This window comes from Klebsiella sp. GW_Kp181 (assembly GCF_040062315.1).
GTDB classification, from domain to species: domain Bacteria; phylum Pseudomonadota; class Gammaproteobacteria; order Enterobacterales; family Enterobacteriaceae; genus Klebsiella; species Klebsiella oxytoca.
The window spans coordinates 112,266-127,629 of sequence record NZ_JBEAFR010000084.1; the positions used below are offsets into that span (position 1 = coordinate 112,266).

The window sequence follows — 15,364 nt, forward strand, 5'->3', positions numbered from 1 at the left end:
AATGAAGGGGATTAAAACTCTTGATCTTCCTGAATAAATTCCGTTTCCCGCGTCAGAATATCGTGAATGTAGTACAGCTCTACGGCGGGGATTTTGACACTATACCCACTCTCTATGACACTAAAAGCCTCGCGGAGCGTCGCCAGCTCGCTCTGCGGACACTGCCTTCCGGAATAATGGGATGGCGAGGCGTTGCGGATCAGGCGCTCTATCAGACAGCTGATATGCACATACAGCGCGACCTTGCGATCGTTAGGCACATCGCAGCCGGCCAGATGCTCATAGCGCAGTAAAAACTGCTCAACCTGATTGATCACTTTACCGGTATCGAGGATCGTCACCGACTCGATCACCCGGCGCAGCGAGAAATTCTTCAGGATCAGGTTATTGATTTCGCTGACCTGCTCAGCGGTGGCCAGCTCGCCGAAGATGCGCATCAGCGGGCGGCTCCCTTCGCCGGAGATTAACGAATCCAGCGAAATCCACGGCAGATCGGCAAGCTGCGGGTCCAGGGTTCCGACGATCGCCAGCACCTCATAGCGGCTCAGCATCGGCTGCCGCCGCGCGGGATCGGCGAGCGTCTCCACATCGCATGCCACAATATCGATCCCCAGCGCTTCAGGGATGCTGGCTTTTAACAGCGCCGACAGATTCGCCGCCGCTCCCAGGCCGGTGGCGCAGGTCGTAAGAATCGCCCGCGGTTTGTCCGCTTGCGGGTAATAGAGCTGATGCTCGATCGCGAGGTCACCGCGGATCTCCCGGACGATATCTTCCAGCATGTCGCCCTGCAAAATTCGCTCGCCGACGTACATCGCCATCCCGGTCGAGACGTTATTAATTATCGCCATCGGCGTCGTCAGCCGACGGTTAAAATGGCTATGAATGGCGTTCAGCGAACCCATATCGACCAGGATGACCAGTCCGGAGGCCAGCGCGTGACTCTCAATATAGGCCATCACCTGGTTAGCAATAGCCTCCGGCGTGACATCAAGCGGCATATCGAATGACTCAAACAGCTGGCTTTTCAGCAACCGGTTCGCCACATTAGCGATACTGCTGGCGGTGGCGTAACCGTGGGCGAGGATAATTGCCCGGGTCACCTGCTGCTGGCTAATGGCGCCATTTTTCTGTAACCACAGTACCAGTAACAACAGGTCAATACGTCGGGGTTCAATGTCCAGCTTCAGCGCCAGCGCGGCGAGGATCTCTTCACAAAAGCGATACAGCAACGGATATTTTTGCGCCAGGAAATCCTCCAGCTGGCGGCTTTTCTCGTTGCTCATCGTCGACTGCGCCTGGCGGGAACGATGAATCAGGTAGTGGCTTAGAGCATAAATACAGTTGCCGTTAAACTGGATATTGAAGCGCTTTTCAAGGCGATAAAATTCCTCCCGCACCTGATGCGTTATCAGCAGCAGCATATGCGAACTCTGGGTATCGTGATTATCAAATATCAGCCGATCGAAGAGGGTTTCAATCTCCTCGCCCATGCTTTTTTGCGCTTCTTCCCAGAGCCTTTTTTTGCTCAGCACCGCCTCATACAGCGCGAGAACGCGGCACTGAGTATCATAAATCAGCCCCTGAACCGGGTCGCGCGCGCGCAGCAGCCAGACCAGGCTGGTCTGCGGTTCGATAAGCAGCGGCTCTTCATGGCCCATCGGTTCACTAAGCGCCGGCGTCGCGGCCATGATATTTTCCGGCAGATCGTGCAGCGTGACGTTCAGCTTCTCGCTGCCCGGAGCCCTGGCCCAGGCTGACGCAACGGCGTACTTAATCACGTTTTTTAGCTCACCGACGTTACCGCGATATACGTAGTGCGTCAGCACCTGCAAAAGCCGGGGCGTCAGCTGCAGCCGGGCGGCGAGCGTGCGCGCCTCCTGCCAGAAAAACTGCAGCGTGAGCGCTTCTTTCTCGTGGCGGCTGCGGGTCTGTAAATCAGGCAGGCTAACGAGGATCGGGATACGACGAATAAAGGTGGTCAGAAACGTGCTGTGAATATCTTCGGTGGTGGCAAACACCAGCCGCAGGGATATCGGCATCCCCTGCGCCGTTTCTCCCACCCGATAGATCTCTTTGCGATCCAGCCAGGTGAAGAGCTTCTCCTGTCCCTGCGCATCCAGACGGTGGACTTCATCGAGAAACAGCACGCCGCCGTTTGCCGCTTCAAACGCCCCGGCTTTATCGCCTTGCGCGCCGGTAAACGCGCCTTTCACGTAGCCAAACAGGTTGGCGGCCAGCAGCTCCGGGTTGCTGGCATACTGGGCGCAGTTGAAGCTGACAAAGGGCGCATCGGGCGGCAGCAGTCCCTGGGCGATGGCAAACTCATGCATCAGCTCCGCCATATAGCTTTTGCCAGTTCCGCTGTCGCCGACGATCAGTAGCGGCAGGCCACCGTTGGGATAAAACAGCGCGGTTTTCATCTGTTCGATCGGCTTGCGCAGGCTACCGTCATGGCCGGTAAGCAATGAAAAATGATCCGCCTGCTCCGGCTGTCGATCGCTCTCCGCGAGCAGCTCCGCCATGCTGGCGTACTCGCTGCGGGAAAGGGGGAAAAACTGCTGGCAGAAGGCGGCCTTATGCAGAAAATAGACCGGACGGGTATTAATCTTCACCAGCACATCCTGGGCCACCAGCTGATTCAGATAGTGGCTGGCGGTATTTCTTTGCATGGCAAAACGCCGGGCCAGGTAGCCAGCGGTGAAGACCTCGCTCAGGTTATCCGGATCAAAAAAATCGGTCTGATTTTGCAGAAAAGCCAATAGTTCCGTTTTACGCATCGCATCCCCCTCTTCACCTTTCAGGGGCTTATGATGCGGGAAATCCGCCAACCATTGGCGCTTAATTTATTTTTTGCGGTTCAGAGCACAAAAAAAACGGCGTCCAAATCCGCGGACGCCGCACAACAAACCGACTACAGCCGCCTCAGGGCCTCCCGCATCCCCGCGCTCAAAATCATTTCCAGATACCGCGTGACCTGATCGGCAAGCCCCGGAACGGTCGTCAGATCTTCACCCCAGTGCGCTGCATCCTGCAGGACTTCCGTGACCAGTTCATGCAGCGGGCGGCCGCGCGCCACCTGCGCCCATCCTTCGGCAAAACGGGTTAGCCAGACGTCATCATCCTGCAGCGGATAGGTCTGTCCGTCGCGCTGGCCGCGATAGAAGGCGATGAGCGCCGCCAGGGCAAACGTTAGCCGCGGCGGGATCGTGCCGTGCCGGCGAATATTCGTCAGCAGCTGCGGCAGGATCCGGGTACGAAACTTAGTCATGCCGTTCAGGGCGATGGAGAGCAGCTGATGGCGAATCCAGGGATTAAGAAAGCGCCCGGTCACGGCATCGGCAAACTGCCGTAGCTCATCGGCGGGTAAATCCAGCGCCGGGATAATCTCCTCGTCGATAGTTTGCTGCACATAATGGCGTATGGCCTGATCATGCATCGCTTCGCCAACAGTATCGACACCGCACAGCCACGCCACCGGCACCAGCGCGGTATGCGCGCCGTTAAGAATGGCAACCTTGCGCTCTTTGTAGGGCCGGATATCCTCTACGATACGGATATTGAGCGGGTAGCGATCTAGCCGCAGCGTCTCCGCCAGCACCTGCGATCCCTGGATGACGAATAACCAATAGTATTCGGCGGTATCCAGGAAAGCATCATGGTAGCCCAGTTCCGCCTCCAGCTTTGCCGCTTCCTCGCGCGGATAACCGGTGACGATACGGTCAACCAGCGTTGAACAAAATGTATTGGCGGTCTCAACCCAGTCGCGAAAAGCCGCGGGCAGTTGCCACTCGTCGGCGTAGCGTAGTACCAGCGCCTTCAGGGCTTCGCCGTTGTAGTCGATCAGCTCACAGGGGATAATCGTCCACCCCTTATCCGCTGCACCGTTGAAATGGCGGAAACGTTCGAGCAGCAGCTGGGTCAGCTTCGCCGGAAAGCTGACCGGCGGCTTATCATCAGGCCGGACCCCGGCATGATAGCTAATACCCGCTTCAGTGGTATTTGAAAATACAAACTCAATCGCCGGATTACGAGCCAGCGCCAGATAGCCAGCAAAATCCTGCCAGGGGTTGATCTCGTTATTAACGGAGCGAATAATCCGCGCTTCGCTCACTGCCTCGCCACGTTCGTCCAGCCCGCGGATCACCGTGGTGTAAAGTCCATCCTGGGTATTGAGCGACGGCGGAAACTCGGTGTTGATCGGGCGAATAATGGTCACCCCTGCCGCCAGATCGGTTTGCTCATTCAGCCGATCCAGCTGCCAGTCGATAAACGCCCGCAGGAAGTTGCCCTCGCCGAACTGAATCACGCGCGTCGGGTAGTGCGGCCCGGGAAAATCTTGTCTGTTTAACGATTTCATAGCCTTTCCTGCTAAAAATGAATGACGCCTTTAATAAGCTGGCGATTGTTAATCACTTCGCTTTCGTAAATCTCGGCCAGCGACCTGAAATCGTAACGGTGGGTCAGCATCATTCTGGCGGTCACTTTCCCCTCAGCCATTAGACGTCCGACTTTGGCGAAATCCTCTTCCGTCGCATTACGGCTGCCCATCATGGTGGTCTCTTTCTTATGAAACTCCGGGTCCGGGAACTGCAGTTCACCTTTAAACAGGCCAACAAAAATGATGCTGCCGCCGTGGCGGATTAAATTTACCGTGTTGTTCATCGCCTGCTGATTCCCCGTGGCGTCGATCACCTTCTGCGCCAGCGAACCACCAAACATGTCACACAGCTGTTCGGTGAATTGCGGGTCAGAGGGGTCGAGCGTGGCCAGACCAAGGTGCTGCGCCACATGGTCGCGCCGCGCCGGGCTGGTATCCGCCACCACCACCTGCGCCCCGTCGGCTTTAGCGATAGCCGCCGCCCCGAGACCAATGGGTCCCGCGCCGACCACCAGCACCTGCTCTCCCGGCTGGATAGCGGCGCGACGCACCGCGTGGGCGCTGATGGCGAAAGGCTCAATCAGCGCTGCGGCTTCCGGCTCGACGTCATCCACCACCAGCAGATTTTTTACCGGCACGCAGAGGTACTCGCTAAACCCGCCGTCCCGATGCACGCCGATCACCGAAATTTTCTCGCAGCAATTAGTCCTGCCGCTCAAACAGGCCGGACACTGACGGCAGGCAACGTAAGGTATGACGACTACCTGCTGTCCGCTTTTCAAGTTAAGAATATTTTTACCGAGACCGATAATCTCGCCGCATATTTCATGTCCGAGCACGCGTGGATAACTAAAAAAAGGTTGATCCCCTCCCCAGGCGTGAATATCCGTACCACAAATCCCCACCGTTTTTATTTTAATGAGCACTTCATCATCACCGGGAATGGGAATCTGGCGTTTTTCCCAGCGCAATATTTTAGGTTCCTGACAAACTAATGTATTCATCGACGTCATAATAATTGCCTCCGTATTTGTTGGCTTAGATATCGATGAAAAACAGAGGTGAGAATAAATTCATTGCAAAAATTGTGAAATCTCACGCACAAAACTGTTTTAAATCCGGCTTTAATAGCTAAAAAATGGAGATGTATAATGAGCCGCTCGCAAAACCTTCGTCACAACGTCATTAACCAGGTCATTAACGATATGGCGCGCGGCTTTCTTCCGTCGCCGCTGCCCTCACAAAGCGCGCTGGCGGAGATGTACAACATCAGCCGCACCACCGTGCGCCATATCCTCAGCCACCTGTGCGAGCGGGGCGTATTGCGTCAAAACGCTCGGGATTATCAGATCCTTCGCCAGCCGGAGATGCAGGACGGCTTCGATGGCTCCAGCGCCTCGCTGGCCGAGCAGAACCGTCTCTTTGAGCAGGCGTTTTTCACCATGATTAACCAGCGCCAGCTGCGCGCCGGAGAGATGTTTTCCGAGCTGCAGCTGGCGCGTGCTGCCGGCGTCAGTCCGGTCGTAGTGAGGGAATTTTTGTTGAAATTCAGCCGCTACAACCTGATTGAAAGCGAAAAGCGCGGCCAGTGGAACATGAAGAAATTTGAGCAATCCTGGGCTGAGCAGCTGTTCGAGCTGCGGGAAATGCTGGAAACCCACGCGCTTCAGCATTTTCTCAATCTCCCGGACAACGACGCCCGCTGGCTGCAGGCGAAAACCCTGCTTGAGCGCCATCGCGCACTGCGTGACAGCATCGGCGACAGCTTTCGTATGTTTTCCCAGCTCGATCGCGACTTTCACTCGCTGCTCCTGTCCGCGGCTGAGAATATATTTTTCAATCAATCGCTTGAGATTATTTCCGTGATTTTCCACTTTCACTATCAGTGGGATGAGAGTGACCTTAAACAGCGTAATATCATCGCCATTGATGAACATATGACCATCCTGAGCGCGCTTATCTGCCGCAGCGATCTGGACGCCAATCTGGCGCTGCGTAACCACCTGAACTCGGCGAAGCAATCGATGATTAACTCGCTCAGGCAGAGCGAATCCCTGGCTCATTAAGTACCGATTAAAAACAGAAAATGATTATCAGCAGCACAGTTCTCAAAACATAATCCAGTGCCAGAAAAAAGGTTATTTATGCTGAAAACAAGTCGACTTACTTTACTGTGAAATAGGTGGGTGGGTTTAAACCATTCGATGTCACTTGTCGTTCAAATAGAATAACCAGGAGTCAGGCGTGGAATCACGAAATATAACTATCGACCCGCAGACAACCTTTGATAAAGGAAAGGCGGAGACTGCCAGCGTTCCGTTAAATAATACGTTAACGCGCAGCGCGCGCATTAAAAAAATTCAGACAACGGCAATGATCCTGTTATTTCTGGCGGCGGTGATTAACTACCTCGACAGAAGTTCATTGTCCGTCGCGAACTTAACGATTCGCGAAGAGCTGGGGCTCAGCGCCACCGAAATCGGCGCATTGCTGTCCGTTTTCTCGTTGGCCTACGGCATCGCCCAGCTCCCCTGCGGGCCGCTGCTGGACCGTAAAGGCCCGCGCATCATGCTGGGGCTGGGCATGTTTTTCTGGTCGCTGTTCCAGGCGGTCTCCGGGATGGTACATAGCTTTACCCAGTTCGTGCTGGTGCGTATCGGCATGGGGATCGGCGAAGCGCCGATGAACCCGTGCGGCGTCAAGGTGATCAACGACTGGTTTAATATTAAAGAGCGCGGCCGCCCGATGGGCTTCTTTAACGCCGCCTCGACGATTGGCGTCGCGATCAGCCCGCCGATCCTTGCCGCGATGATGCTGATGATGGGCTGGCGCTGGATGTTCATTACCATCGGCGTGCTGGGGATCTTCGTCGCTATCGGCTGGTATATGCTCTATCGCAACCGGGAGGATATCCCCCTCACCGCCGATGAGCAGGCCTACCTTAATGCCGGAAGCGTCAACGTTCGCCGCGACCCGCTGAGCTTTGCCGAATGGCGCAGCCTGTTTAAAAACAAAACCATGTGGGGAATGATGCTGGGCTTCAGCGGCATCAACTATACCGCCTGGCTGTATCTGGCCTGGCTGCCGGGCTACCTGCAAACGGCGTATAACCTCGATCTGAAAAGTACCGGGTTTATGGCCGCCATTCCTTTTCTGTTCGGCGCCGCCGGTATGCTCATCAACGGTTACGTTACCGACTGGCTGGTTAAAGGCGGCATGGCGCCGATCAAAAGCCGTAAAATTTGTATTATTGCCGGGATGTTCTGCTCCGCCGCGTTTACGCTGATCGTGCCGCATGCCACCACCTCTATCGCTGCGGTGCTGTTAATCGGCATGGCGCTGTTCTGCATCCACTTTGCCGGTACTTCCTGCTGGGGATTGATTCACGTCGCGGTGGCATCAAGAATGACCGCGTCCGTCGGCAGCATCCAGAACTTCGCCAGCTTTATCTGCGCCTCCTTCGCGCCGGTAGTGACCGGGTTTATTGTCGATACCACCCACTCATTCCAGCTGGCGCTGGTGATCTGCGGCTGCGTCACCGCCCTCGGCGCGCTGGCCTATATCTTCCTGGTCCGTCAGCCGATTAGCGACCCGCGTAACGGCTGAATCTTAACGCCCTGCTGATGGCAGGGCGCTCAGCGTTGCGCTCATTTCATACTGTTTTAATACCCCAGGCGTATAGCCGGCGGTCTGGAACAGGGGCGTAAAGCGTTCCGGGATGGTCACCGAGGTCCCGAGCCCTGGAAACTGTCGGGCAAGCGCCATCAGCATTTCCCGCCCTAGCCCGCGCCCGCGTGCGGCTGGCTCGACCCATAAAAACTGCAGCTGCGGCCTGCTGGATAAGGTCGCCAGCACGGCGAAAACCTGCTGATGGAGGCTCAGCGCCCGGCACGGCAGGGTGCTGAAGGTGAGCGGGTCCATCAGCCACGGCAGCTGGCCATTAAGCTCGGCGCCGGCCCTGCGCGTCAGCGCCAGCACGTCATACTCCTGCAATACGGATGACTCCTCGCTCGCGGTCTGCGCGCTCAGATAGCCGCACAGCCCGTGCCGCACCTCGAAGCCCAGCGAGTGATACAGCGCTACCGCCGCGTGGTTATCGCGAATAACCTCCAGCCACATCCGCCGTACGCCCTGCTCGCGCAATGCATCCAGCAGCGACCCCATCAGCCGGCGTCCGACGCCCTTTCCGCGATACGCGGGTCGCATCGCAAATGCCGCCAGCCTGGCTTCATCGCCGCGCCGGGCGACAACGGCCATCGCCGCAGGGACATCACCATCCAGCCAGACGCAGGAATCCAGCAGGCTCAGCCCTTCGGCGCTAAAACGCTGGACAAAAACCTCTACCGACAGCGTGACGGGAACCAGGTAATCTTCGAAACAGTCGCAAAGGATCGTCGTCAGCTGCGCGACGCTAAACTGAGTGGCGGAAACGGCGGTAAGCTCCATACATTTCTCCCGGAGGCTGCTATGCTGAGGTGATGAAAACTAACACTATAACCGCCGCCGCGACGTTACGCCTGACTGAGGAGAGAGACATCCCTCTTCTGCCCGCCATTGAGCGCTCGGCGGCCCAGGCTTTTCGCCAGATTCCGGCGCTGGCCTGGCTGGCGGAAAGCGAAGTGATAAGCCCCGAGCGCCACCGGCTGTTCCTTGAAACTGACCACAGCCTGCTGGCCGTGGCCGATGACCAACCGATAGGCTTCCTGCTGAGCGAACCGCTGGATGATGCGCTGTTTATCGTCGAGATCGCCGTTCATCAGGCATGGCAGGGGCGAGGCATTGGCCGCATGATGCTGGAGCAGGTCATTGAGACAGCCCGCCAGGCGGCTTATCCGGCGGTCACGCTCACCACCTTCCGCGATGTGCCCTGGAACGCGCCGTTTTACACGCGACTGGGGTTTTCAATGTTAAGTGAGCGAAGACTACTGGCGGGACTGGCGGCGAAAAGGGAGCTGGAAACGGAACACGGTCTGCCGCCGGAGACGCGCTGCGCCATGCGCCTAACGCTGTAGCCTCCGGCGCTGATTTCAGCGGCGGAATATGGTACAAAGTATCATTGATAACTTACCTGTTGATACCCGTATGTCCTGGTCAATCGATATCATTTCCTGCATAACCGATCGCTTTGTGGAACTCACGGCGACCGAAAAGCGCATCGCGCAGTTCATTCTCGATGATGTCGCGGCGGCGGCGGAGCTGCCCATCGCGGAGATGGCGCGTCTGACCCACACCAGCCAGGCCTCCGTTACCCGCTTTGCCCGGGCGCTCGGCTGTAAAGACGTCCGCGAGCTGAAGATGAGGCTCGCGCAATCTCTGGCGGTCGGACAGCGATTTATCCTCGATGTCCCGGACCTTGAGGGCGTACAGGGGATCTACGAGTCGATCATCGGCGTGCTGGAAACCAACCGCCGGGCGCTGGACATTGAAGCGCTGAAGCGTGCGGTGAGCTGGCTGAGCGACGCGCGGCAGATCCTGGCGCTCGGGATGGGCGGCGGCTCTACCATCTGCGCTCAGGAGATCCAGTATCGCCTGTTTCGCCTCGGCCTCCCGGTTGTCAGCCAGAACGACGGTCTGCTGGTGCGCATGATGAGCTCGGCGGTGACGCCAAAGGATGTGGTTATCGTGCTGTCGTTGGGCGGCTATACCCAGGAAATCATTGAGAGCGCGGCGATTGCCAGGCAGTACGGCGCAAAGGTCATTGCCATCACCCCCGCCGGAACGCCGCTGGCGGAGCAGGCGGATCTGGTGCTGCCGCTGCTGGTGCGCGAAAACGACTACATTTTCAAGCCCAGCACTTCACGCTATGCGATGCTGGCGATGGTTGACGTGCTGGCCACCGAACTGGCGATGGCCAATAAAACTCAGGCAAAAGGCAGACTGCGCCGGATTAAGCTGGCGCTCGACAGCCACCGCGGCGGCGTCGATCGCCAGCCGCTGGGCGATTAACCGCAGCGGGCGGCGGCGATAAACCTCTCCGCCTGCTGACGGGTACGTTCCACGGCCTGCCCGGCGCGATACAGATCGCTTCCCAGGCCAGCGCCGGCGCACCCGGCCTCAACCCAGCTTGCCAGATTCTCCGGCGTCACGCCGCCGACCGCCAGCACCGGCACCTCCGACGGCAGCACCGCTTTCAGCGCCCGAATGTAGTCCGGGCCAAAAGTGGAAGACGGGAAAATTTTCAACCACTGCGCCCCGGCATCCAGCGCGTTAAACGCCTCGGTCGCGGTGGCGCACCCGGCGCAAACCCGCATTCCGCGCGCCACCGCCCGGCGGATCGTCGTCGGCTCAGTATTCGGCGTCACGATAAGCTTCGCTCCGGCATCGGCCAGAAAATCGACCTGTTCCACCTTAAGTACCGTTCCCGCGCCAATCACCGCCTGCTCGCCAAAGCGCGCGACCATCTGCGGAATACTCTGCTGCCAGTCCGGCGAATTGAGCGGAATTTCGATATAGCGAAATCCTGCCTCTATCAGCGTCTCAATATGCTCCGCTGCCTCAGCGGGGCGAATACCGCGTAAAATCGCCACCAGTTTAATCTTGTCCATGCATTATCCTCGCCATGCCGCTCAGCAGCGCCTCATCGCCGCTGCAGCTGTTAACCGTCATTCCGCGCGCCTTCATCGCCCGACTGTAGCGGGCATTCAGCGCCGGGTCGCCAACCAGCGTGACGCCAGAGGTACGGTAACGCTGCCCCAGGGTCGCCACTTCCGCGCCAATCAGCAGCCCGGAGAGATAGTCGCTGACCGAGGTCGCGGCCAGGCCTCCCAGCACCCGGGCGGCCCTGGCGACAAACAGTTCGCTAATCAGCGACGGCTGCGCCAGTCCTTTTTCCAGCCCCCGTTCAAACGCCGTCTCGTCCGGCTGCTGGACCGGCAGCCCTTTGCCGATCAGCGATTGCGTCATCAGCAGATGATGCAGTTCACCGGTCATCGCCGTGGCAAAATGACGCACCGCGCTGTTCGCCACCTGTACCCATTTGCAGTGGGTGCCCGGCAGCACGTAACACTCCGCCGGCGCCAGCTGCCAGGCCCCCAGCAGCTGCGTCTCTTCGCCGCGCATCACGTTGAAATCCCCGTCCTGTTCAATCTTGAGGCCGGGAATAATCCACACGCCTTCAGCAACGGCGCATAGCTGCTGCCCTGGCGCGTCGATCGCTGCCGGACAGTCCAGATACGGCACCGCTTGCCAGCCCGCATCGCTGCCGATCATCCCGGCCATCAGCACCGGCAGCGCCTCCGCGCCGCGCCAGGGGGCCAAATGCTCCGCGAATACGTCGGCAGGCGCTCGTCCGTTCAGGCGGGTGATACCCAGCGGCAGCTGCTTTGTTTCGACGCACTGGCCATTGCGAATCAGCCAGCCGCGCAGCTGGGTAGAGCCCCAGTCGACGGCAATATAGTCCTTCATTGTGCTTCTCCTGAGACCTGCACCGTCGTCTTCGCCGGCATCGCCTGCCCTTCACGCTCCTGCGTGATCATTTCCAGCGCCTGCTCACGGCTAACTTTGCTGGCTGGCGTCAAGAGGGTGACAAAAATCGCGAAAACAAAGCTGCCGACGACCGACGGAATGCACGGGTTCCCCCAGTAAGCCAGCCAGTCGGCTTTCATCAGAACCACAAGAGAAACCAGCATGCCGCTCAGCAGCGCGGTAAACGCGCCCTGCCAGTTGAAGCGCAGCCAGAAGCGGCCGAGAATCGAACAGACGAACAGACCGGACATCAGCATGGAGATCATTTTGGTGATATAGCTGATGATATCGTTCGAGGTCAGGGCGAAGATCATCGCCAGGCCGATAACGAACGCCAGCATCCAGCGGGAGAGCGTTATCGCTTTATCCGCCGGGGGCATTTTCCCGGTGATGAGGGTATAAACATCACGCATCATGATGGCCACGGCGGCTATCGCGTCAGAGCTGGCCGAGGACATGGTGGCCGAAAGCCCGGCAATCAGCACCACTAGCCCGAGGATGGCCGGTAAGAAGCTGGTGGCGAACAGGAAGGCGTAATTACTGTTCTCGAGATTGGGGTTCATGGTCCATGCCGCCATGCCAATAATCGCCGGCAGCACCGAGAAAAACAGATACAGCACGCCGGTATAGACAAACGAGCGGCGCACCGAAGAGACATCTTTCCCCGAGTAAATACGCTGGCGATAGGAAGGGGTCGCCAGCACGCCGACGCCGATGACCATCGCCAGCGATAGCGCCGGAATGGCCCCCAGTTTATCGACCGCAAACAGGCTCATCGCCTTGGGATCCATCGCCTGGACGATGGCATCCCATCCCCCGACGTGAACCACCGCCAGAATCGCCATCAGGATAAAACCGAAAAACAGAATTAATGCCTGAATGGTATCCGTCCACACCACCGCAGAATAACCGCCGATGATGACGTAAATCGCAAAGGCCAGAGCGATAATAATTTTCGCTAGCGTCAGATTTATTCCCGTCGCCCAGGATAAATACATGCTGCCGCCAAGAATATGCGCCCCCAGCCAGCCAATAGAGGCCACAAATATCATTATGCCGACGATATTTTTAATTAAATGACTACCGCCGGTATAATAAGAGAGCTCTTCGCTCATGGTCATAAAGCGCAGCTTGCGCACCGGGGCGAACAGCCAGGCCACCAGCAAAATACCGATGGCCCCGCCCACGCCGTACAGCATCCCGGCCCAGCCGATGCTGTAGCCGAAGCCAACAGCGCCCATGCTTGAACCGGTGCCCACCATGGTCGCCACGGTAGAGCCCAGGGTCAGAAACAGCGGTAAGGAACGGCCACCGAGTAAAAAATCTTCTCCGCTTTTTTGATTACGCGACACGTACCAGCCAAGCCAAATCATGGCCAGCGCGTAAATAATAAAGCCGACTAAAAAGATATGACTATTCATAATTCACATCCTGCCAGTTGAGTAGGTAAAAGGCTACGAAGCGCTGAATGAATTCAGCGCTCAAAAATCCTGTTTATATTTCTGGTTAATAAATTTTTATACGCGAGCCGCGTTATAACAGGTCACATCCACTTCAACTTTACAATCCACTACCAGGTCCGCGACGCAGCAGATACGGGCAGGCGGATTGTCGCCAAAGAACTCGCGGAATACTTTATTGAAAGACTGAAAATAGCGCGCATCGGTGAGGATCACCTTGACGTGCACCACGTCGGCCAGGGTGTAGCCCGCTTCGGTCATGATATCCACACAGTTCTGAATCGCCAGACGCGCCTGGTCAACGATGCCCCCTTCCACCACTTCACCCTCCTTCATCGGCGTCTGGCCGGAAACGTACAGCCAGCCCCCCGCCTCCACCGCGCGCGCGAACGGCAGATGCTGCCCACCGGTCCCGGTACCGCCCTCAACGCCATAACGTTTAATGCTCATTTTTCTCTCCTTAGTTCATTCGGCGGCGCAGGAAACGCCCTGCGCGCCCGGTAATCTTTTTATCGCTGCCGTAGCTCATCACGCCGTTAACCATCACCGCCTCGATACCGTCCGCCGGTTGTTTCGGGTCGGAGAAGCTGGCGACATCGCGCACCGTCTGCGGATCAAACAGCACCAGATCGGCAAAATAGCCCACTTTCACCAGCCCACGCTCTGCCAGCTGGAAACGCGCCGCCGACAGACCGGTCATTTTGTGGATAGCGGTGGTCAGCGGAAACAGCCGTTCATCTCGGCAGTAGTGGCCCAGGACCCGCGGAAACGCGCCCCATAGCCGCGGGTGCGGCATCGGGTCGTTCGGCAGACCGTCTGAGCCGATCATGGTCACCGGATAACGCAGTACCCGCCGCACGTCCTGCTCGTCCATGTTGTAGTAGATGGCGCCTGCAGGCATCAGCCGCGCCGCCGCCTCGTGCAGGCTAACCTGCCAGCCGTCAGCAATCTGCTGCAGGGTTTTTCCGGCCTGCTCGGGCTGCGCCTCCGACCAGGTAATGACGATATCGAACTCATCGGTGACCTGCTTCATATCCAGCGTCGACGAGCTGGCAGAATAGGGGTAGCAGTCACAGGCGATCTCCTGGCGCTGGCGCATCTCATCGAAGAAAGCCAGCGTCTCCTTCGTGCGACCCCAGTTTTTCGCGCCGGCGCACTTATGGTGCGATACCACCACCGGTACGTTACCGTGGCGGCCAATGCGGAACGCCTCGTCGAGCGCCTCCAGAATCGGTTCGAACTCCGAACGCAGGTGGGTGGTATAAATTCCCCCTTCTGCCGCCAGCTCCTCGGCCAGCGCCATCACTTCTTCAGTGGTGGACTGAAACGCGCTGGCGTAGGCCAGCCCGCTACTCAGCCCCAGCGCGCCCTGACGCAGCGCGTCGCGCAGCTGCACCCGCATTCCGGCAATCTCGATCTCCGTCGCCGGGCGGAACAGATCGTCCATATGGTTATTACGCAGCGCGGTATGGCCAATCAGCGTGCCGACGTTTAATGACGGCTTCGCCGCCGCCACCGCGTGGGCATAAGCGTCAACGGTGGGATAAACAAAGTGCTCCGCCTCACCCAGAAGATTCATCGGGTCCGGTACGCCGTCGCGCATGGTCGCCGTCGCCGCGCTGATCCCGCAGTTGCCGACAATCACCGTCGTCACCCCCTGGCTCAGCTTCGGTAAATACTCCGGCATACGGATGACGTTGATATCATCATGGGTATGCACATCGATAAATCCGGGAGCCAGCACGCGCCCCTGCCCGTCAATCACCTGCTCCGCCGCCAGGTTCAGCGCCGGGGCCATATCCACAATTCGATCGCCCTTCACCGCCACGTCGCCGCGAAACTGTGGTCCGCCGCTGCCGTCAATGACCGTGACGTTTTTGAAAAGCCAGTTAACTTTCATCGCAATTACTCCCTTTCAACTCTGCCGACAAGTAAACCATTTACAAGGCGGAAAAACAGTGGAAAACTACGCAAAAACCAGATCAAATTGTGATACTTTTATTCACAAACAACACAACCAAATTATATATTCCATATATTTCAATAAATTAATCTTGATACT

Annotated in this window: 13 protein-coding genes and 1 pseudogene; 5 read left to right on the forward strand and 9 right to left on the reverse strand. The window is 57.7% G+C overall.

Features of this window, described 5'->3' with window-relative positions; translation table 11 throughout:
• Positions 1-11: 11 nt before the first annotated feature.
• From ABLV11_RS24775 to ABLV11_RS24785, 3 genes are all read right to left on the reverse strand, one after another.
• A complete protein-coding gene (locus tag ABLV11_RS24775; protein WP_049594287.1) occupies positions 12-2,777 on the reverse strand; it encodes a sigma-54-dependent transcriptional regulator in 2,766 nt (921 codons plus the stop codon).
• Positions 2,778-2,911: 134 nt separating this feature from the next.
• Complete coding sequence (locus ABLV11_RS24780; RefSeq protein ID WP_126488383.1) at positions 2,912-4,357, reverse strand: tagaturonate reductase; 1,446 nt, start codon at positions 4,355-4,357, stop codon at positions 2,912-2,914.
• A gap of 11 nt (positions 4,358-4,368) precedes the next feature.
• On the reverse strand, positions 4,369-5,391 hold the full coding sequence (locus ABLV11_RS24785) for a zinc-binding alcohol dehydrogenase family protein (protein WP_126488381.1): 1,023 nt from the start codon (positions 5,389-5,391) through the stop codon (positions 4,369-4,371).
• 138 nt (positions 5,392-5,529) lie between these two features.
• Between ABLV11_RS24785 and ABLV11_RS24790 the strand changes: the two genes are divergently transcribed.
• Entirely contained in the window at positions 5,530-6,444 is a 915-nt protein-coding gene (locus ABLV11_RS24790; protein WP_004108518.1) for a GntR family transcriptional regulator, read from the forward strand.
• 178 nt (positions 6,445-6,622) lie between these two features.
• Complete coding sequence (locus ABLV11_RS24795; RefSeq protein WP_064345415.1) at positions 6,623-7,984, forward strand: MFS transporter; 1,362 nt, start codon at positions 6,623-6,625, stop codon at positions 7,982-7,984.
• A 3-nt stretch (positions 7,985-7,987) separates the two neighbouring features.
• On the opposite strand, the gene ABLV11_RS24800 is transcribed toward ABLV11_RS24795, so the two are convergent.
• Complete coding sequence (locus ABLV11_RS24800; RefSeq protein WP_126488379.1) at positions 7,988-8,824, reverse strand: GNAT family N-acetyltransferase; 837 nt, start codon at positions 8,822-8,824, stop codon at positions 7,988-7,990.
• A gap of 32 nt (positions 8,825-8,856) precedes the next feature.
• Here ABLV11_RS24800 and ABLV11_RS24805 point away from each other — a divergent pair, with 32 nt between their 5' ends.
• Together ABLV11_RS24805 and ABLV11_RS24810 are read left to right on the forward strand one after the other, a co-directional pair.
• Complete coding sequence (locus tag ABLV11_RS24805) at positions 8,857-9,390, forward strand: GNAT family N-acetyltransferase (protein ID WP_004110351.1); 534 nt, start codon at positions 8,857-8,859, stop codon at positions 9,388-9,390.
• Positions 9,391-9,460: 70 nt separating this feature from the next.
• Positions 9,461-10,324 (forward strand): MurR/RpiR family transcriptional regulator, encoded by an 864-nt coding sequence (locus ABLV11_RS24810; protein ID WP_026055990.1) that lies wholly within the window; start codon positions 9,461-9,463, stop codon positions 10,322-10,324.
• Here ABLV11_RS24810 and ABLV11_RS24815 read toward each other — a convergent pair.
• The 5 genes from ABLV11_RS24815 to ABLV11_RS24835 all read right to left on the reverse strand — a co-directional run bounded on the left by ABLV11_RS24815 (position 10,321) and on the right by ABLV11_RS24835 (position 15,202).
• Positions 10,321-10,923 (reverse strand): 2-dehydro-3-deoxy-6-phosphogalactonate aldolase, encoded by a 603-nt coding sequence (locus tag ABLV11_RS24815; RefSeq protein WP_004108528.1) that lies wholly within the window; start codon positions 10,921-10,923, stop codon positions 10,321-10,323. The genes ABLV11_RS24810 and ABLV11_RS24815 overlap by 4 nt on opposite strands.
• Entirely contained in the window at positions 10,910-11,782 is an 873-nt protein-coding gene (locus ABLV11_RS24820; RefSeq protein WP_105889644.1) for a 2-dehydro-3-deoxygalactonokinase, read from the reverse strand. Before ABLV11_RS24820 ends, ABLV11_RS24815 begins: the two co-directional genes overlap by 14 nt.
• A complete protein-coding gene (locus ABLV11_RS24825; RefSeq protein ID WP_348855944.1) occupies positions 11,779-13,263 on the reverse strand; it encodes a sodium:solute symporter family protein in 1,485 nt (494 codons plus the stop codon). The genes ABLV11_RS24820 and ABLV11_RS24825 overlap by 4 nt, the downstream gene beginning before the upstream one ends.
• 96 nt (positions 13,264-13,359) lie before the next feature.
• Complete coding sequence (locus ABLV11_RS24830) at positions 13,360-13,752, reverse strand: RidA family protein (protein WP_004108533.1); 393 nt, start codon at positions 13,750-13,752, stop codon at positions 13,360-13,362.
• A 10-nt stretch (positions 13,753-13,762) separates the two neighbouring features.
• Positions 13,763-15,202, reverse strand: coding sequence for a D-aminoacylase (locus tag ABLV11_RS24835; RefSeq protein ID WP_004108536.1), 1,440 nt, complete (start codon positions 15,200-15,202; stop codon positions 13,763-13,765).
• Here ABLV11_RS24835 and ABLV11_RS24840 point away from each other — a divergent pair.
• Positions 15,180-15,306: pseudogene (locus ABLV11_RS24840) on the forward strand (hypothetical protein); the annotation flags it as partial. The gene ABLV11_RS24835 and the pseudogene ABLV11_RS24840 overlap by 23 nt on opposite strands.
• Between the last annotated feature and the right edge of the window lie 58 nt (positions 15,307-15,364).